Annotated in this window: 24 protein-coding genes, 1 rRNA gene and 2 other annotated features; all 25 genes read left to right on the top strand. The window is 46.7% G+C overall.

Annotated elements, in window-relative coordinates:
* Window positions 1-81: ribosomal RNA gene (gene rrf / locus AY633_RS15710) — 5S ribosomal RNA — on the top strand; the annotation flags it as partial.
* 115 nt (window positions 82-196) lie between these two features.
* On the top strand, window positions 197-442 hold the full coding sequence (locus AY633_RS15715; RefSeq protein WP_068489138.1) for a hypothetical protein: 246 nt from the start codon (window positions 197-199) through the stop codon (window positions 440-442).
* A gap of 139 nt (window positions 443-581) precedes the next feature.
* On the top strand, window positions 582-1,067 hold the full coding sequence (locus tag AY633_RS15720) for a CtsR family transcriptional regulator (RefSeq protein ID WP_068459627.1): 486 nt from the start codon (window positions 582-584) through the stop codon (window positions 1,065-1,067).
* Window positions 1,064-1,597, top strand: a complete 534-nt coding sequence (locus tag AY633_RS15725; protein ID WP_068489139.1) for a UvrB/UvrC motif-containing protein — start codon at window positions 1,064-1,066, stop codon at window positions 1,595-1,597. Before AY633_RS15720 ends, AY633_RS15725 begins: the two co-directional genes overlap by 4 nt.
* Window positions 1,587-2,678, top strand: a complete 1,092-nt coding sequence (locus tag AY633_RS15730) for a protein arginine kinase (protein ID WP_068489140.1) — start codon at window positions 1,587-1,589, stop codon at window positions 2,676-2,678. Before AY633_RS15725 ends, AY633_RS15730 begins: the two co-directional genes overlap by 11 nt.
* Entirely contained in the window at window positions 2,675-5,119 is a 2,445-nt protein-coding gene (locus AY633_RS15735) for an ATP-dependent Clp protease ATP-binding subunit (RefSeq protein WP_068489141.1), read from the top strand. The genes AY633_RS15730 and AY633_RS15735 overlap by 4 nt, the downstream gene beginning before the upstream one ends.
* Window positions 5,120-5,178: 59 nt before the next feature.
* On the top strand, window positions 5,179-6,561 hold the full coding sequence (gene radA / locus AY633_RS15740; RefSeq protein ID WP_058382198.1) for a DNA repair protein RadA: 1,383 nt from the start codon (window positions 5,179-5,181) through the stop codon (window positions 6,559-6,561).
* Window positions 6,562-6,663: 102 nt separating this feature from the next.
* Window positions 6,664-7,764, top strand: a complete 1,101-nt coding sequence (locus AY633_RS15745) for a PIN/TRAM domain-containing protein (protein WP_068489142.1) — start codon at window positions 6,664-6,666, stop codon at window positions 7,762-7,764.
* A 12-nt stretch (window positions 7,765-7,776) separates the two neighbouring features.
* A complete protein-coding gene (ispD, locus tag AY633_RS15750) occupies window positions 7,777-8,472 on the top strand; it encodes a 2-C-methyl-D-erythritol 4-phosphate cytidylyltransferase (RefSeq protein WP_068489143.1) in 696 nt (231 codons plus the stop codon).
* Window positions 8,469-8,969: a 2-C-methyl-D-erythritol 2,4-cyclodiphosphate synthase gene (gene ispF, locus AY633_RS15755; RefSeq protein WP_058382195.1), complete on the top strand. Its 501-nt coding sequence runs from the start codon at window positions 8,469-8,471 to the stop codon at window positions 8,967-8,969. Before ispD ends, ispF begins: the two co-directional genes overlap by 4 nt.
* 42 nt (window positions 8,970-9,011) lie before the next feature.
* Window positions 9,012-10,475: a glutamate--tRNA ligase gene (gene gltX / locus AY633_RS15760; protein WP_068489144.1), complete on the top strand. Its 1,464-nt coding sequence runs from the start codon at window positions 9,012-9,014 to the stop codon at window positions 10,473-10,475.
* A gap of 45 nt (window positions 10,476-10,520) precedes the next feature.
* Window positions 10,521-10,733: a binding site (T-box leader), on the top strand.
* 51 nt (window positions 10,734-10,784) lie between these two features.
* Entirely contained in the window at window positions 10,785-11,459 is a 675-nt protein-coding gene (gene cysE, locus AY633_RS15765; protein ID WP_068489145.1) for a serine O-acetyltransferase, read from the top strand.
* Window positions 11,456-12,853, top strand: coding sequence for a cysteine--tRNA ligase (gene cysS / locus AY633_RS15770; protein WP_068489146.1), 1,398 nt, complete (start codon window positions 11,456-11,458; stop codon window positions 12,851-12,853). Before cysE ends, cysS begins: the two co-directional genes overlap by 4 nt.
* Before the next feature lie 3 nt (window positions 12,854-12,856).
* Window positions 12,857-13,273: a Mini-ribonuclease 3 gene (locus AY633_RS15775; protein WP_068489147.1), complete on the top strand. Its 417-nt coding sequence runs from the start codon at window positions 12,857-12,859 to the stop codon at window positions 13,271-13,273.
* Window positions 13,270-14,019: a 23S rRNA (guanosine(2251)-2'-O)-methyltransferase RlmB gene (gene rlmB, locus AY633_RS15780; protein WP_068459649.1), complete on the top strand. Its 750-nt coding sequence runs from the start codon at window positions 13,270-13,272 to the stop codon at window positions 14,017-14,019. Before AY633_RS15775 ends, rlmB begins: the two co-directional genes overlap by 4 nt.
* Window positions 14,020-14,023: 4 nt before the next feature.
* Entirely contained in the window at window positions 14,024-14,533 is a 510-nt protein-coding gene (locus tag AY633_RS15785; protein ID WP_068489148.1) for an NYN domain-containing protein, read from the top strand.
* Window positions 14,534-14,604: 71 nt separating this feature from the next.
* On the top strand, window positions 14,605-15,255 hold the full coding sequence (gene sigH, locus AY633_RS15790; protein WP_068459653.1) for an RNA polymerase sporulation sigma factor SigH: 651 nt from the start codon (window positions 14,605-14,607) through the stop codon (window positions 15,253-15,255).
* 68 nt (window positions 15,256-15,323) lie between these two features.
* Entirely contained in the window at window positions 15,324-15,470 is a 147-nt protein-coding gene (gene rpmG / locus AY633_RS16435; protein WP_082799265.1) for a 50S ribosomal protein L33, read from the top strand.
* 59 nt (window positions 15,471-15,529) lie between these two features.
* A complete protein-coding gene (gene secE / locus AY633_RS15795) occupies window positions 15,530-15,715 on the top strand; it encodes a preprotein translocase subunit SecE (RefSeq protein ID WP_068459656.1) in 186 nt (61 codons plus the stop codon).
* 96 nt (window positions 15,716-15,811) lie between these two features.
* Window positions 15,812-16,345 (top strand): transcription termination/antitermination protein NusG, encoded by a 534-nt coding sequence (gene nusG, locus AY633_RS15800; protein WP_058382185.1) that lies wholly within the window; start codon window positions 15,812-15,814, stop codon window positions 16,343-16,345.
* A gap of 173 nt (window positions 16,346-16,518) precedes the next feature.
* Window positions 16,519-16,944 carry a 50S ribosomal protein L11 gene (gene rplK, locus AY633_RS15805; protein ID WP_058382184.1) on the top strand — a complete coding sequence of 142 codons (426 nt, stop codon included), beginning with the start codon at window positions 16,519-16,521 and terminating at the stop codon, window positions 16,942-16,944.
* 106 nt (window positions 16,945-17,050) lie between these two features.
* Entirely contained in the window at window positions 17,051-17,749 is a 699-nt protein-coding gene (rplA, locus tag AY633_RS15810) for a 50S ribosomal protein L1 (protein WP_068459658.1), read from the top strand.
* A 42-nt stretch (window positions 17,750-17,791) separates the two neighbouring features.
* Window positions 17,792-17,942, top strand: a sequence feature (ribosomal protein L10 leader region).
* Window positions 17,943-17,977: 35 nt separating this feature from the next.
* Window positions 17,978-18,478, top strand: coding sequence for a 50S ribosomal protein L10 (gene rplJ / locus AY633_RS15815; RefSeq protein WP_068459660.1), 501 nt, complete (start codon window positions 17,978-17,980; stop codon window positions 18,476-18,478).
* 54 nt (window positions 18,479-18,532) lie between these two features.
* On the top strand, window positions 18,533-18,892 hold the full coding sequence (gene rplL, locus AY633_RS15820) for a 50S ribosomal protein L7/L12 (protein WP_068489149.1): 360 nt from the start codon (window positions 18,533-18,535) through the stop codon (window positions 18,890-18,892).
* A 113-nt stretch (window positions 18,893-19,005) separates the two neighbouring features.
* Entirely contained in the window at window positions 19,006-19,608 is a 603-nt protein-coding gene (locus AY633_RS15825; protein ID WP_068459664.1) for a class I SAM-dependent methyltransferase, read from the top strand.
* Window positions 19,609-19,633: the final 25 nt, after the last annotated feature.

Genomic DNA, 19,633 nt, shown 5'->3' on the forward strand with positions numbered 1-19,633 from the left:
CATCCCGAACACGGAAGTTAAGCTCTTTTGCGCCGATGGTAGTTGGGGGTTTCCCCCTGTGAGAGTAGGACGTCGCTGGGCATCTAATAGAAAGGCCGTTACCGGGAAACCTGGTAACGGCCTTTTTTTATTTTACAATTCAAAAAAAGGGTTGAAAATATCAAATAAAGGGAAAAAAGAAATGAGGTGAAGACTTATGGAAGCTGGTTTTTACGAGGTAAAAAAAGTCGATAAAAGAACGGCATTATTAGTCTCATTAAAAGGTTCTAGTGAACAATATACTTACCCCACCGAATATTTCACTCACAACGTAAATGAGGGGGATGTAGTGGAGGTATGGCAAGAGGGGACGCGTTGGAGAACTAAGTATATTGAAGAAAAAACCCATTCTCTATCCAGCCATACGAAAGACTTCATGAAACGAATGTTGGACCAAGAGTAAAAAGTCTCGGGATAATCAGCCCGAGACTTTTTCTATCTCAAACTAAGTATTTGATATCCGCAAAATGCTTATGTATAATTAAGTCAAATATAGTCAAAGTCAATTATTAGCGCATTTACACGTTAAAGAGGTGAAAGCGATGCGGAATATTTCAGACATAATTGAAGGTTATTTAAAAGAGATTATAGAAATAAGCGGTAAGGATCATATTGAAATTAAAAGAAGTGAGGTAGCTGAAAAATTTCAATGTGTTCCATCTCAGATTAATTATGTAATCAATACTAGATTTACCTCAGATCGTGGGTACTTAGTTGAAAGCAAGCGAGGTGGGGGCGGATATATTCGTATCCGGAAAGTACGTCTTCATAAAAAGTCAGATTTAATTGCTCAAATTATTAGTCGTCTTGAAGCTGGTGCTTCACAAACGATGGCTGAAGATATTGTGTGGAGGCTTTTGGGTGAAGAAGTCATATCTAAACGTGAAGCTAAATTGATTTTGAGTGCCGTTGATCGTTCTACTCTGGGACTGCCTCTTCCTGTACGAGATGAAGTACGAGCACGAATTTTAGTGGCGATGCTGTTTACTATTCAATATGAGTCGAACGGGCAAGGAGTGATCAAGTGATTTGTGAGCAATGTGGAGAACGGCCAGCTACAGTCATCGTGAAAGAAAATCAGCAGGGCCATTTAATTGAAAAACACTTCTGCCATGTCTGTGCAGCGGAAAATCATAATATCAACTTTTCTTTTGACCAGGATCCGATGGCGATTCATAATTTATTAGCTAATTGGTTTCCAAAACAGAAATCTGCTATGAGTCCTGTACGAAAAGAAGTTCCGACTTGCCCTTCATGTGGGTTTACTTTCCAAAAGTTCTTGAGTCTTGGTAAATTTGGCTGTGCAGAGTGTTACAGTACTTTTTCGCTCCAGCTAACTGAGATTTTGAAACGCGTACAAAATGGAAATACAGAACACACGGGCAAAATTCCGGCTTCGTATGGAACGACATTAAAAATTAAAAAAGAAATCGAAGAATTGAGAAAGCAAATGCAGGGTGCGATACAAGAAGAGAATTTTGAGGAAGCTGCAAGTTTACGCGACCAGGTGAAAATCTTGAATGAAAAGCTTGAAGGAGGTGGGGACATTGGCAATTGACCGTTTCCTTCAGCCCCGTGCAAGCAGTTGGATGGCTAATAATGGCGAACATGTGGATATAGCCATGAGTACGAGAATCCGTCTTGCGCGAAATTTAGAAGAGTTTAAATTTCCATATGCATTTTCTGAAGATGAAGCGTTGAAAGTCGATAAAGCCATTTCTTCAGTCCTATTAGATAAAGGAAAAGAATGCGGGTATGATTTTACCCACATCAGTGTCGAAGAGTTAAATGAGCTGCAGCGTGAAGTATTGGTGGAAAAGCATTTAATCAGCCCATATTTAGCGAATAGCCAGCATTCCAGTGCAGTATTATTATCAGATGAAGAAGAGCTCAGCGTCATGATTAATGAAGAGGATCATATGCGAATCCAAAGTTTGCAATCGGGTTTTCATCTACAGGAAGCATACGATATAGCGAATAAAATGGATTCACTTTTAGAAGAACACCTTTCTTATGCTTTTCATGAAAAATTTGGTTATTTGACCAGTTGCCCGACCAATACAGGTACAGGCATGCGCGCTTCTGTTATGCTTCACTTGCCTGCCTTGACTATGTCTCATCAAATCAATCGGATCATCCCGGCTATATCCCGTCTGGGGATGGTTGTAAGAGGGATTTATGGTGAAGGAAGTGAAGCACTTGGGAATGTGTACCAGATTTCTAATCAGGTAACGCTGGGGAAATCGGAGTATGAAATTTTGCAGGATTTGCAAAACATGACCGAGCAGATTATCGAACAGGAAAGAAGAGCAAGAGAAGCGTTAAATGCGAATTCTTCGCTGCTTTTGGAAGATAGGATTTATCGGTCGTTAGGTGTGTTGACTCATGCCCGGCTGTTAAATACAGAAGAGGCAGCCACTTGTTTATCGGATGTTAGGCTTGGCATTGACCTTGATCTGATTACAAATGTTGATATGTCCATATTAAATGAACTGATGGTCTTTATGCAGCCTGCCTTTTTACAGCAGTATGCAGGGCGTCCATTGGAAGCGAAGGAACGGGACCTTGCCCGAGCGGAATTGTTCCGAGAGAGGTTAGCTGATAACGGGATAAATACAAAAGGAGAGGATTTTGCATGATGTTTAACCGATTCACACAACGCGCACAAAAAGTTCTTCAATTAGCCCAAGAAGAGGCAATCCGCATGAAGCACGAATCGATCGGAACTGAGCATATTCTGCTTGGTTTGATCCGAGAAGGTGGCGGAATCGCTGCAAAAGCTCTTGAAGCGATTGAAGTGAATACACAATTGATCGAAGATGGTGTTAAAGAATTAGTGGGAGTCGGAGAAAAAGATGTCGGCCCGATTGTGCACTATACGCCACGGGCTAAAAAAGTAATCGAGCTGTCTGTTGATGAATCTCGTAAGCTTGGCCATTCTTATATCGGAACTGAGCATTTATTGCTTGCGCTTATCCGTGAAGGGGAAGGTGTCGCTGCACGTGTACTCGGCAATGCCGGTGTCAGCTTGAACAAAGCCCGCCAGCAAGTACTGCAGTTGCTTGGCAGCAACGAGCAAGCATCAACTGGCACAAGCCCAAATGCTTCGGCTAACACACCAACTTTGGATGGCCTAGCACGCGATTTGACACAAGTCGCGCGTGAAGGCAGCTTGGATCCGGTGATCGGGCGCAGCGATGAAATTACGCGTGTGATTGAAGTATTGAGCCGCAGAACGAAAAACAATCCGGTATTAATCGGGGAGCCTGGTGTTGGTAAAACAGCCATCGCAGAAGGGCTTGCACAACAGATTGTGAACAACGAAATTCCAGAAACATTGCGTGATAAACGCGTCATGGTACTGGATATGGGAACGGTCGTTGCCGGTACAAAATACCGCGGTGAATTTGAAGACCGCTTGAAAAAAGTGATGGATGAAATTCGCCAAGCGGGAAATGTCATTCTCTTCATTGATGAGCTTCATACCTTAATCGGTGCTGGTGGGGCTGAAGGCGCAATTGATGCTTCGAATATCTTGAAGCCTTCCCTTGCACGTGGCGAGTTGCAGTGCATTGGTGCGACCACGCTTGATGAATACCGCAAATACATCGAAAAAGATGCAGCGCTTGAGCGTCGCTTCCAGCCTATCCAAGTGGATGAGCCATCGGTTGAGGAATCCATTGAAATCATCAAAGGGTTGCGTGACCGTTATGAGGCGCATCACCGTGTGAAAATTACCGATGAAGCGATTGTTGCGGCAGCTAAAATGTCTGACCGTTATATTTCCGACCGCTTCTTGCCGGATAAAGCGATTGATTTGATCGATGAGGCCGGTTCAAAAGTGCGTTTGCGTTCGTATACGACTCCACCTGATTTGAAAGAGCTTGAAGCCCGTCTCGAAGCTGCGCGTTCTGAAAAGAATGAAGCGGTACAGAGCCAGGAGTTTGAAAAAGCGGCTTCTCTTCGCGATGCCGAGCAGAAACTGAAAGATGAGCTCGATCAGACGAAGAAAGAATGGAAAGAAAAACAAGGCAAAGAAGAGTCTGAAGTGACAGTCGAAGATATCGCAAAAGTTGTCTCTATGTGGACAGGCGTGCCGGTATCGAGATTAGCACAGACAGAATCCGATAAATTGCTGAATCTAGAGCAGATTCTCCATAGCCGTGTCATCGGCCAAGATGAAGCAGTGACGTCGATTTCGAAAGCGATCCGCCGTGCGCGTGCCGGGTTGAAAGATCCAAAACGCCCGATCGGCTCATTCATTTTCCTAGGGCCTACGGGTGTCGGGAAAACGGAACTTGCGAAAGCTTTGGCCGAGTCAATGTTCGGAGATGAAGATGCCATGATCCGCATCGATATGTCCGAATACATGGAACGCCATACGACTTCACGCCTTGTGGGTTCACCTCCGGGTTACGTTGGATATGAAGAAGGCGGCCAATTGACGGAGAAAGTCCGCAGAAAGCCGTATTCAGTAGTCTTGCTAGACGAAATTGAGAAAGCCCACCCTGAAGTCTTCAATATCCTGTTGCAAGTGCTTGAAGATGGCCATTTGACCGATTCGAAAGGACGCCGCGTTGATTTCCGCAATACGGTGATCATTATGACATCGAACGTCGGTGCACAAGAACTGAAATACAATAAATATGTTGGTTTCAACTTGGAAGATTCGAAAACGGATTATAAAGACATGAAGGGCAAGATGCTTGCGGAACTGAAGAAAGCGTTCCGTCCGGAATTCTTGAACCGTGTCGATGATATGATTGTCTTCCATTCACTTGAAAAGAACGACTTGCGCAAAATTGTCGAGCTGATGACGCAGCAATTGACGACCCGTTTGAAAGAACAGGACATCGATTTGGAGCTGACAGAAGCAGCGCTTGATAAAATTGCTAAAGAGGGGTATGATCCGGAATACGGAGCACGTCCTTTGCGCCGCTCACTTCAAAAATATGTCGAAGACCGCTTGTCTGAAGAGTTGCTGAAAGGTACAGCGATTGCCGGGCAAAAAATTATCTTCGATGTAAAAGACGAAGAGTTTTTCGTCCGTACGAATGAAGAGGCCGTAAAGAAATCGTAACGATATCCCGCCCGCCGGATACGTCTCCGGCGGGCTTTTTCTATATATAGGAGGTAATTATGGCGAAGAAGAAAATAAAGTTCATCTGCCAATCCTGCGGTTATGAGTCTGCAAAATGGATGGGGAAATGCCCAGGCTGTGCAGCATGGAATACAATGACGGAAGAAACGGAAGTCGCAGCACCAAAAGGCACGAGAGGCGCATTCCAGCACAGCGCGCCACAAATTGCCCAAAAAGCGACACCGATCAATTCGATTGAAACAAAAGAAGAGCCGCGAACAAAAACGGAGATGGAAGAGCTCAACCGTGTACTTGGCGGTGGAATCGTTTCCGGGTCGCTCGTGCTAATTGGCGGCGATCCAGGGATCGGGAAGTCCACTTTACTCTTGCAAGTGTCCGCATTGCTTGCGAAAGCGGGCAAGAAAGTGCTGTATATTTCAGGTGAGGAATCCATCCGTCAGACGAAGATGCGGGCAGAGAGGTTAGATGCGGTGTCTGGAGATTTATTGATTTTTGCGGAAACCAATTTGGAGCTGATTCATCATACGATTGAAGAAGTAGAGCCAGATTTTGTGATTGTCGATTCGATTCAGACAGTCTATCATCCGGAAGTGACGTCTGCGCCAGGTAGTGTGACGCAAGTGCGCGAGAGTACAGCGGAGTTGATGAGGGTGGCGAAAACCAAAAACATCGCGATTTTCCTTGTCGGCCACGTGACGAAAGAAGGCCAAATTGCGGGACCGCGTATTTTGGAACACATGGTGGATACGGTGTTGTATTTTGAAGGAGAACGTCATCACACGTACCGGATCTTGCGCAGCGTCAAAAACCGTTTTGGCTCGACGAACGAAATCGCGATTTTTGAAATGCTGCAAGGCGGGTTAAAGGAAGTGTTGAACCCATCCGAGCTATTTCTACAGGAACGTTCGAGCGGAACGGCAGGATCGACAGTGGTCGCTTCGATGGAAGGGACAAGGCCAATCCTGGTGGAGATTCAGGCATTGGTTACACCATCAAGCTTTAATTACCCGAAACGGATGGCGACAGGAATTGATCAGAACCGGGTGTCGTTATTGATGGCGGTGCTGGAGAAGCGCGTCGGGTTGATGTTGCAGTCACAAGATGCATATATCAAAGTAGCAGGCGGCGTCAAACTGGATGAGCCAGCGATCGATTTAGCAGTGCTCGCGAGCATTGTTTCGAGTTTCCGGGATATTGCGCCGAAAGTAGATGATTGCATTATCGGTGAAGTCGGATTGACTGGCGAAGTGCGGCGGGTATCGCGCATCGAGCAACGCGTGCAGGAAGCGGCGAAACTTGGGTTTAAACGCGCTATTATTCCAAAATCAAATATGGGTGGCTGGGATTTTCCGGAAGGAATACGCGTCGTAGGTGTGGAAACTATAAACGAGGCGCTGAAGGAATTATTCCCACAACAATGAGGGGCAGCAATGCCTCTTTTTTTCTATTCCTGGCAGCGTAGGGCTATACAGAGAGTTTCACATGTAAAACGTGTATAATATCAGGAGAAGGAGGTGCAATGGATGCTTCGAAAAATTATTCAGCTGTTGTTTTTATTAATCGGCGCTACGGTTGGAATTTTGTTTTTGCCATATGCTTTTGAACTTATTTCTATCTCTAATAATTTTTGGATTAACAACCCGTATGTAGCTGCAATTATCGGTGCTGCGATTTTTTATGTATTGTCATTGCTGTTCGTCGATTCGATTGTCCATTTTATGAAATGGATGGAAGGCAAATTGCTCCACGCCCCGACGGCGGATCTATTGTTTGGAACGATTGGGTTGATTATCGGCTTGGTAGTCGCTTTTTTGGTCGGCTTCGCTTTGAATACGATTGATGTGCCGTTAATCGCTACAATTGCGCCCATCATTTTATCGGTGGTTTTAGGTTATTTAGGCTTTCAGGTCGGCTTTCAAAAAAGGGACGAGTTGATGGGGATGCTCACGCCTTCCAAATTGCCAAGTGTGAAAAAGGCGGAAGACGATACAGTGGAACAATCCGTCTATAAATTGCTCGACACGAGTGTTATCATCGACGGCCGCATTGCGGATATTTCTGAGACCGGATTTATGGAAGGGACGTTTGTCGTTCCGCAATTCGTGATCGCTGAGCTTCAGCACATTGCCGATTCATCGGATACATTGAAGCGTACGCGCGGCAGGCGAGGGCTTGATATTTTGAAACGCCTGCAAACAGAGCGCGTCGGTGCGATCATGATCACGGAAGAGGATTTTGGCGACGCGGCTGAAGTCGATATGAAATTGATGCGCGCAGCCCAGAAAATGGGCGGGAAAGTCGTGACGAACGATTTTAATTTAAACAAAGTGTGCGAACTGCATAATGTGCCGGTGTTGAATATTAATGACCTCGCTAACGCGGTAAAGCCGGTGGTCATTCCGGGTGAGGAAATGCATGTGGTTGTCATTAAAGACGGCAAAGAGCAAAACCAAGGCGTCGCGTACTTGGATGATGGCACGATGATTGTCATCGAAGAAGGCAAAGGCCATATCGGCGAGGCGATCGACGTCGTAGTAACAAGTGTGCTTCAGACTTCTGCCGGGCGAATGATTTTTGCCAAACCTAAGGGACTTGCCGTAAAGAAAAATGGATCAAAAAAATAAAGGATGTCTATCATGAAATATACAGTCGTACTGCCTGCTGCCGGCAGCGGAAAAAGAATGAAAGCTGAACGCAATAAATTATTGCTCGAGCTTTCGGGTAAGCCGATCTTCATCTATACATTGGAAGTGTTCGATAAAGACCCTCACTGCGAAGGCATGTGGCTTGCGGTCAAAGAAGAGGAACGTCAGCTGATTGAGGATTATGTGAAGCGCTTTGGCATCCGGAAAGTTAAAGGATATGCAACCGGGGGAGCCGAGCGCCAAGACAGCGTGCGTGCGGGCCTTGAGTTGGCCGGGCAATCCGAAATCGTGCTTGTGCATGATGCAGCACGCCCGTTTATTAGCCCAGTGGTCATTAGCGAATTGGTGGAGCGGGCAAGTGAATCGGGTGCGGCGATTGCCGGCGTGCCGGTAAAAGACACCATTAAGAAAGTGCGCGAGGCCGTCATCACAGAAACGGTGGACCGTGCCGCGTTATGGATGATCCAGACGCCACAAGCGTTCCGTTATGAGTTGTTGTTGGAAGCAGCGCACTTGGCACAAGCCGATGGGTTCCTCGGGACTGATGAGGCAATGCTTGTCGAACGTATGGGGCATCCGGTGCAAGTTGTAGAAAGTACGTATGACAACGTCAAGATGACGACACCCGATGATTTGATTTATGGAAAAGCGATTCTTGCGAGTCGATTACAGGAGGAACAGTCATGATACGAATTGGACAAGGATACGATGTGCATCAATTGGCAGAAGGGCGCCCGTTTATTCTAGGTGGCGTGGAAATTGAACACGACCGGGGGCTTCTCGGCCATTCGGATGCAGATGTGTTATTGCACACCATTACGGACGCCGCACTCGGCGCAATCGGAGGCGGGGATATCGGCAAACATTTCCCGGATACCGATCCGGAGTTTAAAGATGCCGATTCCAAGAAATTGCTGACACATATTTGGGAATACGTAAAAGAACAAGGCTATGAGCTTGGCAATGTCGATTGCACCGTCATTGCGCAAAAACCGAAACTTGCGCCATATATCGAGCAAATGCGAGCGTCGATTGCCGAGCTATTGGAAGCTGATATTTCACAAGTGAACGTCAAAGCGACGACGTCTGAACATCTTGGATTTACAGGTCGCGAAGAAGGCATCGCTGCGCTTGCGGTTATTTTGTTGAACCAACGCCCGCTTTCGCTGGACGTTCCGGAGTGATAAAATAACTAAAGAATTAAGGGAATTTTAGGAGGAAATCAAATGACACAAGAAACACGCGTACGCTATGCACCAAGCCCGACCGGACACTTACATATCGGCGGAGCCCGCACAGCGCTATTTAACTATTTATATGCACGCCACATGGATGGCAAATTCATCGTTCGCATCGAAGACACGGATACTGCACGCAATATCGAAACGGGCATCATGTCCCAAATCGATAATTTGAAATGGCTCGGCATCGAGCACGATGAGTCGATCGATATCGGTGGCGAGTACGGCCCGTATCGCCAGATGGAGCGTTTGGACATCTACAAAAAATACGCGGATGAGCTATTGGCAAAAGGCGATATTTACAAATGTTTCTGTACACCGGATACACTGGAGAAAGAACGCGAAGCCCAGCGCGCCTCTGGAGTAGCAGCTCCTCAGTATAGCGGAACTTGCCGCAATTTGACGGCAGAAGAAGTCGCGGCAAAAGAAGCGGCTGGCGAGACGTATTCGCTTCGCATGAAAGTGCCAGCTGACGTTACGTATAAATTCGATGACATGGTGCGTGGCGAAATTTCATTTGAATCTAAAGATGTTGGCGACTGGGTCGTTGTGAAAACAAACGGCATCCCGACATATAACTTCGCAGTGGTCATCGATGACCACTTGATGAAGATCACTCACGTGTTCCGTGGCGAAGAGCATTTGTCGAATACGCCGAAACAGCAAATGGTTTACGATTCGTTTGACTGGGATCATCCAACTTACGGACACATGACGTTGATCGTCAATGAAGACCGTAAGAAGCTATCGAAACGTGACGAGTCGATCATCCAGTTCATTTCCCAGTACAGAGACCTTGGCTATATTCCAGAAGCGCTGTTTAACTTCTTTGCGCTGCTTGGCTGGTCCCCTGAAGGTGAGGAAGAGATCTTCTCGAAAGACGAATTGATCCGCATTTTCGATACCGAGCGTTTATCGAAATCGCCATCGATGTTCGATAAGCAAAAATTGACGTGGATGAACAACCAATACATTAAGCAAATGTCGCTTGAGGAAGTCGTTGGCTTGGCATTGCCGCATCTGCAAAAGGCTGGGAAATTGCCACAAGAATTGTCCGAAGAGCAAGCGGAGTGGGCGGAGAAATTGATCGCTTTGTACCATGAGCAATTGAGCTTCGGCGCAGAAATCGTCGAGTTGTCCGATTTGTTCTTCACTGATGATCTTCATTACGGCGAAGCCGAAAAAGAAGTCTTGAGCGGCGAACAGGTGCCGGAAGTCATGGCTGCTTTCAAAGAGCAATTGGCATCTTTAGAAGCATTCGAGCCGGCTGAAATCAAATCCGCGATCAAAGCGGTGCAAAAAGCGACCGGTCATAAAGGGAAAAACCTCTTCATGCCGATCCGCGTCGTAACGACAGGGCAGACACATGGTCCGGAATTGCCGGATGCGATTTCGCTTCTTGGCAAGGAAAAAGCGATTGCACGTGTCGGCCAATACGCCGGGGCATAAAGTTTTGACTTATGCGCATAAGCGTGTACAATGAATTTACCAATTATCAAAACGTTGACGGGAAGAAGTAAGGAAGACATGCTCCAAAGAGAGGGTCATCACCGGCTGTAAGTGACCCGGGCCGCTGTGTTTCTGAAATGCCTCCCCGAGTGCTGAGTCGAATCAAGTAGACCAGACGTTTGCCTGCGTTAAAGGCTTCGAGAGAAAAGGGCAACCCCTTTTAATCAGAGTGGAACCGCGCGGGAAAGCGTCTCTGTCAAGCAATTGACAGGGGCGCTTTTTATATTGGAACAGAAAGGAGCAAGCCGCATGTGGAAGTTATTGAAAGAAGATATTGATGTTATTTTTGAACAGGATCCCGCTGCCCGCAGTTACATTGAAGTGATGTTGACGTATGCCGGGCTGCACGCCATCTGGGCCCACCGGCTGGCGCATTTCTTCTTCAAGAAGAAACTATTTTTCATCGCGCGGGCGATTTCCCAGGTCAGCCGCTTTTTCACCGGTATTGAAATCCACCCGGGCGCTGTTATCGGCCGTCGGTTGTTTATCGACCATGGCATGGGTGTGGTTGTCGGGGAAACCTGTGAAATTGGCAACGATGTGACACTGTACCAAGGCGTCACACTCGGTGGAACTGGCAAAGAGCGCGGCAAACGCCACCCGACACTCGCAGATAACGTACTCGTCGCGACAGGTGCTAAAGTGCTTGGGTCGATTACGGTCGGCGAAAACTCCAAAGTTGGAGCGGGCTCGGTCGTCTTAAAAGACGTGCCTGCGAATTCCACGGTCGTCGGCATTCCAGGAAAAGTCGTCATTCAGGACGGTGTTAAAGTGAAAAATCGTGACTTGAATCATCAGAATATGCCGGATCCTGTAATGGACAAATGCGATGGCATGGAAATGAAAATTGCTGCTTTGCAGCGTGAAGTGGAACAATTGAAACAGCAAAATAATCAGCAGCAGGAAGAAGGGAAGATGTTATGACTATCCAAATTTTTAATTCATTGACGCGCCAAAAAGAAGTATTTGTGCCGCTCGAAGAAGGCAAAGTGAAAATGTATGTGTGCGGACCGACCGTCTACAACTACATCCACATCGGCAACGCACGCCCGGTCATCGTGTATGACACAGTGCGCCGCCACTTGGAATACCGCGGCTTCGATGTAAAATACGTATCAAACTTCACCGATGTCGACGATAAATTGATCAAAGCCGCAAATGAACTGGGCGAGGAAGTGCCAGAAATTGCAGAACGCTTCATCACTGCCTATTTTGATAACACGAAAGCGCTCGGCTGCGCAGAAGCGGATGTTCACCCACGCGTGACGGGCCATATGCCGCAAATCGTCGATTTCATCGAAGCACTTATCGAAAAAGGCTATGCCTATGAATCACAAGGCGATGTCTATTACCATACGCGGAAATTCGATGGCTATGGGAAGCTGTCCCATCAATCGGTAGATGAGCTGAAGATCGGGGCGCGCATTGAAGCAGGGGATAAAAAACAAGATGCACTTGATTTTGTTTTGTGGAAAGCGGCCAAACCCGGTGAGATTTCTTGGGAAAGTCCATGGGGCAAAGGGCGCCCTGGCTGGCATATCGAATGCTCGGTCATGGCAAGAGAGCACCTCGGCGACACGATTGATATCCATGCTGGCGGACAAGATTTGACGTTCCCACACCACGAAAACGAAATCGCCCAGTCAGAAGCTTATACGGGCAAGCCATTTGCGCGTTATTGGATGCATAACGGGTATATTAATATTGAAAACGAAAAAATGTCTAAGTCACTGAACAACTTTGTATTAGTCAATGACATCTTGAAAGAACTCGATCCGCAAGTGCTGCGGTTGTTTATGTTGTCGGTTCATTACCGCCATCCGATCAATTATTCAAGAAGTTTGGTGGAAGATGCCGAAGTGGGAATGGAACGAATCCGTACGGCCTATAACAATTTGAAGCATCGTTTGGAGAATTCGGCAGGCCTTGGCGACCATAACGACATTTGGTTGGCAAAAATCGAAACGATCAAGCAGGAATTCATCGAGACGATGGACGACGATTTCAATACGGCAAATGCCATTTCGAAATTATTTGACTTGGCGAAACTGGCGAATACCTACCTGCTCGAGAAACAGACAGCGGAAGCGGTTTTGAAAACCTTCCTAGAAGTATTTGATGAATTGGCGGGAGTGCTCGGCTTGCCATTTGCGCAAGCGGAATTACTGGATGCGGAAATCGAAGCCTTGCTAGAAGAACGCATCGAAGCACGCAAAAACCGCGATTTCGCACGCTCAGACGAAATTCGCGATCAATTGAAAGAACAAAACATCATCCTAGAAGATACAGCGCAAGGCACGCGTTGGAAGAGAGGCTAAGGCATGGTGTTGAGAAAGCAAGATGTCGACCAATTGAATGCCCTAGCGCTCGCTTATATGGGCGATGCGGTGTATGAGACGGCCGTTCGCGCCCACTTGCTCCACGCGGGACGCGTCAAGCCGAACATTCTCCACCGGTCATCGACTGCATTCGTCTCGGCAAAGTCGCAGGCACTCATTTTGAAACGTTTTGTCGATGAAGGGATCTTGACTGAAACAGAGCTTGCCATTATGCGGCGGGGCCGCAATGCCAAATCCGGTTCGGTGCCGAAAAACACCGACGTCCAGACCTATAATTTCAGCACCGCTTTTGAAGCGGTGCTCGGCTGGTTGTATTTAAAAGAAGAACAGGAACGGCTGGATGAACTGATCAATTATGCAATCATCATTGCCGAAGAGCCGAGAGGAGTGATCAAATGACAGAAGAAACACCTGAAATCATCGGAGGCAAAAATCCGGTGCTAGAAGCATTGCGCGCGAAGCGTGACATCAATAAAATCTGGATCGCAGAAGGGGTCCAGAAAAAAGGCATCGCTGAGCTCCTGCAATTGGCAAAAGAGCAAAAGGTATTGGTGCAGTTTGTCCCGAAAAAGAAAATCGACGGGCTGACCGATACGAATCATCAAGGAATCGCGGCAGCTGTCGCGGCTTATCGCTATGCAGAACTGGAAGAGTTGTTCGCTAAAGCTGAGGACAAGCAAGAAGATCCGTTTTTCCTGATCCTCGATGAATTGGAAGACCCCCATAATCTGGGTTCGATTATGCGAACAGCGGATGCGGTTGGGGTTCATGGCTTGATCATTCCACAACGCCGTGCAGTCGGTTTGACCGGCGTCGTCGCAAAATCGTCCACAGGAGCGATTGAACACGTGCCGGTTGTGCGCGTCAATAATCTATCGCAGACGGTCGACGAATTGAAAAAGCGCGGCGTATGGATCGCGGGAACGGATGCTAAAGAATCAGCAGACTACCGGCGCATGGATGCGACCTTGCCGCTTGCTGTCATTATCGGTAGCGAGGGCAAAGGCATGAGCCGCATCCTGCGCGACAAATGCGACTTCCTTTATCAATTGCCGATGGTTGGCCATGTGACCTCTTTGAATGCTTCGGTGGCGGCGAGCCTGTTGATGTATGAAGTCTATCGCAATCGCCATCCACTCGGGTGATGCGATGAATATTCTGCTGGTGGATGGCTATAATATCATTGGCGATTGGGCGGAGCTGCAGGCGCTGAAGAATGAACGATTGGCCGATGCGCGCGACCGCCTCATTGAACGGATGGCTGAGTACCAAGGCTTTAAGGGCTGGCGCGTCATTGTCGTGTTTGATGCCCACTTGGTACCGGGAATCGAAGCGAAAAATCTTCGGAGCGAAGTGGAAGTTATCTTCACACGATCGAGCGAAACGGCGGATGAGCGGATTGAGAAACTGGCGATCAGCCTAAATAGCCGGCGTGACCAAATTTATGTTGCCACTTCTGATTCGACCGAGCAATGGGTCATTTTTGCAAAAGGTGCCTTGCGCATTTCTGCACGCGAACTGGAAATCGAAATGGAAGAAATCGATAAACGCATTGCCAAAAAAATTCGGGAAATTCAAGAGCAGCGCGGCATCTCGAAGATTCCACTTGAAGGCGAAGTGGCAGAAATTTTTGAAAAATGGCGCCGTGGCCTCAAATGAGTTGTTGACGCTCAATTTTTTCTTCCTGTATACTGGAAATATCGAGGCTCACCCAATCGGAGGGATCACCCGTGGAAAAATTTGAGCAAGTTCGCAACCGTAACTTTACTGAATTGGCAGATGAAGAACTTGTCGGTCTGGTCCACAACGGCAACACGGAAGCCTTGGATTTTCTGATTACCAAGTTCCGTCCGTTTGTGCGGATGAAAGCGCGTTCGTATTTTCTGATCGGCGCAGATAAAGAAGACATTATCCAAGAAGGAATGATTGGCTTGTATAAAGCCATCCGTGATTTCAAGAGCGATAAATTGTCTTCCTTCCGCGCATTTGCCGAACTGTGCATCATCCGCCAGATTATCACGGCGATCAAAACAGCGACCCGCCAGAAACATATTCCGTTGAATTCCTACGTCTCTCTCGACAAGCCGATTTATGACGAAGAGTCAGACCGGACCTTGATGGATGTCCTTGCCGGAAGCGGTGCGGACGATCCGGAAGAGCTGATGATCCATAACGAGGAATTCCGCTATATGGAAGGCAAAATGGATGAAGTGCTGAGCGAGTTGGAGCGCGAAGTGTTAACGCTTTATCTCGATGGACAGTCTTACCAGGAAATCTCTGAAAAGCTCGAACGGCATGTGAAATCGATTGATAATGCCTTGCAGCGAGTCAAGCGAAAATTAGAACGGCATCTGCAGGCCAGTGAAAGCCGGACCTCGTAGTACTATTGACAGCAAGTTTTTATGATGATACTCTTGAAAAAGCTGTAAAATAGAGCAAGGTGATAAAAATGGCTAAAAAAATCGTGTTGAGCTGCTCGAAATGTGCTTCCCGAAATTATTCGGTACCTGCGAAAGCGGATTCAAGCACACGTTTGGAACTCAAAAAATTCTGTGCTCATTGCAACGAGCACACCGTGCATAAACAAACGAAATAATCTTGCTGTGAATGCCGGACGATATAGAGTGATTTTGAAATTCGGAGGTTTTTACGATAATGGGTAACATTGGCGATTTCTTTAAAAATGTCATTTCGGAAATGAGAAAAGTCAGCTGGCCAAAACGCAAGGAATTGACGCGCTACACAATCGTCGTCTTGTCCACGGTCATCTTCATGGCTCTTTTCTTCGCATTGATCGATACCGGCATATCGGAATTATTCCGTTGGTTCCTGGCCCTGTAACACAGTCATAAGAATAACGAAAAATAGCCCGTCATTCCATGGAACGGGTTTTTTCATTTGTAAAAAAGGAGGGATGGACGCTTAGTCCGCTCGAATATGGAGAAAAATTGGTATGTAGTCCATACGTATTCCGGTTACGAAAACAAGGTAAAAGCAAACCTGGAAAAGCGCGTAGAAACAATGGGAATGGAAGATTTGATTTTCCGCGTCATCATCCCTGAAGAACAGGAAACAGATTTCAAAGACGGTAAAAAACGCACTGTGATGCGCAAAACCTTCCCCGGTTATGTGCTCGTTGAATTGGTCATGACCGATGAATCTTGGTATGTTGTCCGCAATACGCCGGGAGTCACTGGCTTTATCGGCTCATCAGGCGGAGGCGCGAAACCGACGCCGCTCTTAGAAGAGGAAGTAGATTTCATCCTCAAGCAAATGGGTATGACCGAGCGCAAAGTAGATATCGACTTTGCCGTAGCGGATACTGTCGAAGTCATGGAAGGGCCATTCGCCAACTTCCAAGGGAAGGTCGAAGAAATCGACGATACGAAAGGCAAAGTCAAAGTGTCGATCGACATCTTCGGACGCGAAACAAAAATGGAGCTCGATTTCGAGCAGGTCCAAAAAGTATAACAAGCCCCCTTGCTATTTTTTTGCAATGGTGGTATCATTTCATAGGTCAGACTGCCAAAGGGCAGCATCTGTACTAACCAATTAATTCTATCAACGAAAATCAAGTTGACGGACAGATATGAGTGGGAGGGGCAACCCTATTACCACATCACGGACTTAAGGAGGTGTGTTTCGTGGCTAAAAAAGTAGTTAAAGTCGTAAAATTGCAGATTCCTGCAGCAAAAGCTAACCCAGCGCCGCCAGTAGGACCAGCACTAGGTCAAGCAGGCGTCAACATCATGGGCTTCTGTAAAGAATTTAACGCGCGTACTGCTGAACAAGCAGGACTTATTATTCCGGTTGAGATTTCGGTATTTGAAGACCGTTCATTTACTTTCATTACGAAAACTCCGCCAGCTGCAGTTCTATTGAAGAAAGCAGCAGGTATTGAATCAGGTTCAGGTGAACCAAACCGCAATAAAGTAGCGACTGTGAAACGCGACCAAGTTCGCGAAATCGCAGAAACTAAAATGCCAGATCTAAATGCCGCTTCAGTTGAAGCTGCTATGTTGATGGTTGAAGGTACTGCTCGCAGCATGGGCATTACAATCGAAGACTAATTTCAAGAAGTTGTTTTTGGATGGGTTGCGCAGTTCAACGCGAACAGCGCAGCCCTTAATCGTGGGAGGTTCAATCCGTTAGACCACAACAAGGAGGACGTTTAAAATGGCTAAAACAGGCAAAAAGCTGCAAGAAGCAGCAAAACTGATCGACCGTTCTAAGCTCTACGAAGCAAAAGAAGCGATTGAACTTGCTAAAAAAGCAAGCACAGTCAACTTTGATGCTACTGTAGAAGTCGCTTTCCGCCTAGGAATCGACACGCGTAAAAATGACCAGCAAATCCGTGGGGCAGTCGTGCTTCCAAACGGTACTGGTAAAACTCAGAGCGTTTTGGTTTTCGCTAAAGGCGACAAACTTAAAGAAGCTCAAGAAGCAGGCGCTGACTATGTTGGCGATGCTGAGTACATCCAAAAAATCCAACAAGGCTGGTTCGAATTCGACGTTATCGTCGCTACTCCGGACATGATGGGCGAAGTTGGTAAACTTGGACGCGTTCTTGGACCAAAAGGCTTGATGCCAAACCCGAAAACAGGCACAGTTACATTTGATGTAGCGAAAGCTGTTCAGGAAATCAAGGCTGGTAAAGTGGAATACCGCGCAGAAAAATCTGGTATCATTCACGCACCAATCGGCAAAGTGTCTTTCGAAGACGACAAACTTGCTGAAAACTTGCAAGCAATCTATGACGTGATCTTGAAAGCTAAGCCATCTGCTGCTAAAGGCACGTACATGAAATCCCTAAACGTAACGACTACAATGGGACCTGCTGTTAAAGTAGACCCTGCAAAAGTAGTAGTTAAATAAAATATTGACATTCTTTCGCAACTTCGCTATAATGGCGAAGTTGTGAAATAACCATTTGTACCGCAGACAGTAGGGGCGGCTTGCCGCTTAATGAATCCCTGCCGAGGACATGATGAATTCAGATTCCATCTTAATTGATGCTGATTTTATGCCTCTGCGTCTGTACTGGACCAGAGGCTTTTCTTATGGACGAACGGTATGAATGACAAATCTATAGGAGGTGCCCACATGAGCAAAGCAATTGAAACGAAAAAAGTTGTTGTGCAAACAATCGCTGACAAATTCGACGCTGCTGCATCAGTTGTCGTTGTTGACTACCGCGGTTTGAATGTTGCCCAACTTACAGAACTTCGTAAACAGCTTCGTGAGGAAGGCATCGAGTTTAAAGTTTACAAAAACTCTATGACTCGCCGCGCGACAGAAGTTCACGGCCTAGAAGCGATCAACGAACACTTCACAGGACCGAACGCTATCGCATTCTCAAACGAAGATGTAGTTGCTCCGGCGCGAATCATCAACGAATTCGCAAAAGGCAACGAAGCACTAGAAATTAAAGCGGGTATCATTGAAGGCAATGTTGCATCTGCAGATGAAATGAAAGCTCTTGCTGAACTTCCATCACGCGATGGCCTATTGTCTATGCTACTCAGCGTACTACAAGCTCCAGTCCGCAACTTCGCTGCTACTACTAAAGCTGTTGCAGACCAAAAAGAAGAACAGGGCGCATAATCTTTTAGCATCCTGAGCACGACAAAAAATCACCTATCATAGGAGGAAATTATAATGACACAAGAACAAATTCTAGACGCAATCAAAGAAATGACAATTCTTCAACTAAACGACCTAGTTAAAGCAATCGAAGACGAGTTCGGCGTAACTGCTGCTGCTCCAGTTGCTGCAGCTGCTGCTGGTGGCGCTGCTGAAGAAGAGCAAACTGAGTTCGACGTAATCCTTAACTCTGCTGGCGACCAAAAAATCAAAGTCATCAAAGTTGTTCGCGAAGTTACAGGTCTTGGCCTGAAAGAAGCGAAAGGTCTTGTTGACGAAGCTCCTAAAGCTCTTAAAGAAGGCGCTTCTAAAGAAGAAGCTGAAGAAATCAAAGCTAAACTTGAAGAAGTTGGCGCATCTGTAGAATTCAAATAATATCACTGCTCTATAAGAAAGAAAGCTCGTCAGTATTTACCGACGGGCTTTTTCTTCTTTTTAAATCCAATCCAAGGGAAACTTGAGATTGTATGATGGAAGGAGGGCTCCGTATGTCCCAACATTATTATTCCAAAAATCCTCAAACTAAGAGCAAACCCCAAGAGTGGACCTACACATTGCGGGGCGAGACGTTCCGGTTTCAAACGGATTCAGGCGTTTTCAGTAAAAATGAGATCGACTTCGGTTCAAGGCTATTGATTGAGGCCTTTGATGAACCAGCTATAGAGGGTCCCATTCTTGATGTCGGGTGCGGCTATGGACCGATCGGAATGGCTATCGCCAACGCATTTCCACAAAGACATGTGCATATGGTAGACATTAATGCTAGAGCCATTGAACTCGCACAAAAAAACACCGTATTAAACGGTGTTGAAAATGTTTCAGTCTATGAAAGTGACGGCTTGTCTAGTGTTGAACAGCAGGGCTTCGGTGCTATTTTAACCAATCCGCCGATACGTGCGGGAAAAGAGACGATTTTTCGGTTTTACGAAGAAGCCTACACGAAACTCGCAGCTGCTGGATCGCTGTGGGTGGTCATACAGAAAAAGCAGGGAGCCGCTTCGACTCAGGAGAAATTGCAGGAGTTGTTCGGTGACGTTCGAGTCGCTGATAAGAAGAAGGGGTACTTTATTTTCGAGGCCAGAAAAGTTTGACTTGACAAAACGCCTGTGATATTAT

The organism is Planococcus maritimus (assembly GCF_001592825.1).
Lineage (GTDB): Bacteria > Bacillota > Bacilli > Bacillales_A > Planococcaceae > Planococcus > Planococcus maritimus_C.

What these genes read in the sequence shown, in the direction of transcription:
- AY633_RS15715 (WP_068489138.1), top strand. Translation starts at nt 197, where the DNA reads ATGGAAGCTGGTTTTTACGAGGTAAAAAAAGTCGATAAAAGAACGGCA.
- AY633_RS15720 (WP_068459627.1), top strand. Translation starts at nt 582, where the DNA reads ATGCGGAATATTTCAGACATAATTGAAGGTTATTTAAAAGAGATTATA.
- AY633_RS15735 (WP_068489141.1), top strand. Translation starts at nt 2,675, where the DNA reads ATGATGTTTAACCGATTCACACAACGCGCACAAAAAGTTCTTCAATTA.
- radA (WP_058382198.1), top strand. Translation starts at nt 5,179, where the DNA reads ATGGCGAAGAAGAAAATAAAGTTCATCTGCCAATCCTGCGGTTATGAG.
- AY633_RS15745 (WP_068489142.1), top strand. Translation starts at nt 6,664, where the DNA reads ATGCTTCGAAAAATTATTCAGCTGTTGTTTTTATTAATCGGCGCTACG.
- ispD (WP_068489143.1), top strand. Translation starts at nt 7,777, where the DNA reads ATGAAATATACAGTCGTACTGCCTGCTGCCGGCAGCGGAAAAAGAATG.
- ispF (WP_058382195.1), top strand. Translation starts at nt 8,469, where the DNA reads ATGATACGAATTGGACAAGGATACGATGTGCATCAATTGGCAGAAGGG.
- gltX (WP_068489144.1), top strand. Translation starts at nt 9,012, where the DNA reads ATGACACAAGAAACACGCGTACGCTATGCACCAAGCCCGACCGGACAC.
- cysE (WP_068489145.1), top strand. Translation starts at nt 10,785, where the DNA reads ATGTGGAAGTTATTGAAAGAAGATATTGATGTTATTTTTGAACAGGAT.
- cysS (WP_068489146.1), top strand. Translation starts at nt 11,456, where the DNA reads ATGACTATCCAAATTTTTAATTCATTGACGCGCCAAAAAGAAGTATTT.
- AY633_RS15775 (WP_068489147.1), top strand. Translation starts at nt 12,857, where the DNA reads ATGGTGTTGAGAAAGCAAGATGTCGACCAATTGAATGCCCTAGCGCTC.
- rlmB (WP_068459649.1), top strand. Translation starts at nt 13,270, where the DNA reads ATGACAGAAGAAACACCTGAAATCATCGGAGGCAAAAATCCGGTGCTA.
- AY633_RS15785 (WP_068489148.1), top strand. Translation starts at nt 14,024, where the DNA reads ATGAATATTCTGCTGGTGGATGGCTATAATATCATTGGCGATTGGGCG.
- rpmG (WP_082799265.1), top strand. Translation starts at nt 15,324, where the DNA reads ATGGCTAAAAAAATCGTGTTGAGCTGCTCGAAATGTGCTTCCCGAAAT.
- secE (WP_068459656.1), top strand. Translation starts at nt 15,530, where the DNA reads ATGGGTAACATTGGCGATTTCTTTAAAAATGTCATTTCGGAAATGAGA.
- nusG (WP_058382185.1), top strand. Translation starts at nt 15,812, where the DNA reads ATGGAGAAAAATTGGTATGTAGTCCATACGTATTCCGGTTACGAAAAC.
- rplA (WP_068459658.1), top strand. Translation starts at nt 17,051, where the DNA reads ATGGCTAAAACAGGCAAAAAGCTGCAAGAAGCAGCAAAACTGATCGAC.
- rplJ (WP_068459660.1), top strand. Translation starts at nt 17,978, where the DNA reads ATGAGCAAAGCAATTGAAACGAAAAAAGTTGTTGTGCAAACAATCGCT.
- rplL (WP_068489149.1), top strand. Translation starts at nt 18,533, where the DNA reads ATGACACAAGAACAAATTCTAGACGCAATCAAAGAAATGACAATTCTT.
- AY633_RS15825 (WP_068459664.1), top strand. Translation starts at nt 19,006, where the DNA reads ATGTCCCAACATTATTATTCCAAAAATCCTCAAACTAAGAGCAAACCC.